General features: G+C 51.4%; 1 protein-coding gene. It reads right to left on the reverse strand.

Translation table 11 applies throughout. From position 1 onward, the window contains the following. The coding region (locus AN393_RS20365; protein ID WP_161804186.1) for a hypothetical protein at positions 1-212 on the reverse strand (212 nt) is incomplete at both ends.

Consider the following 212-nt stretch of genomic DNA (forward strand, 5'->3'; position numbering starts at 1 on the left):
TCAACTTGGTTTGTGCCATCACTGATGATCACCGTCACGGTTTGACCGTCTTCCACATCGCTCACCGTGCCGCGCACGACCATGGCGGCACTTTCGCCGTTGCCATTTATAACGCCGTCGACTGTTTTATCAATGCTGGTTGTGATCGCTGCGGTGTTATCAAGTTCAACTGTATCCTCAGCTGTAACAGGGTTACCCGCTAAATCTGACAC

This window comes from Pseudoalteromonas sp. P1-25, from assembly GCF_001401805.1.
Lineage (GTDB): Bacteria > Pseudomonadota > Gammaproteobacteria > Enterobacterales > Alteromonadaceae > Pseudoalteromonas.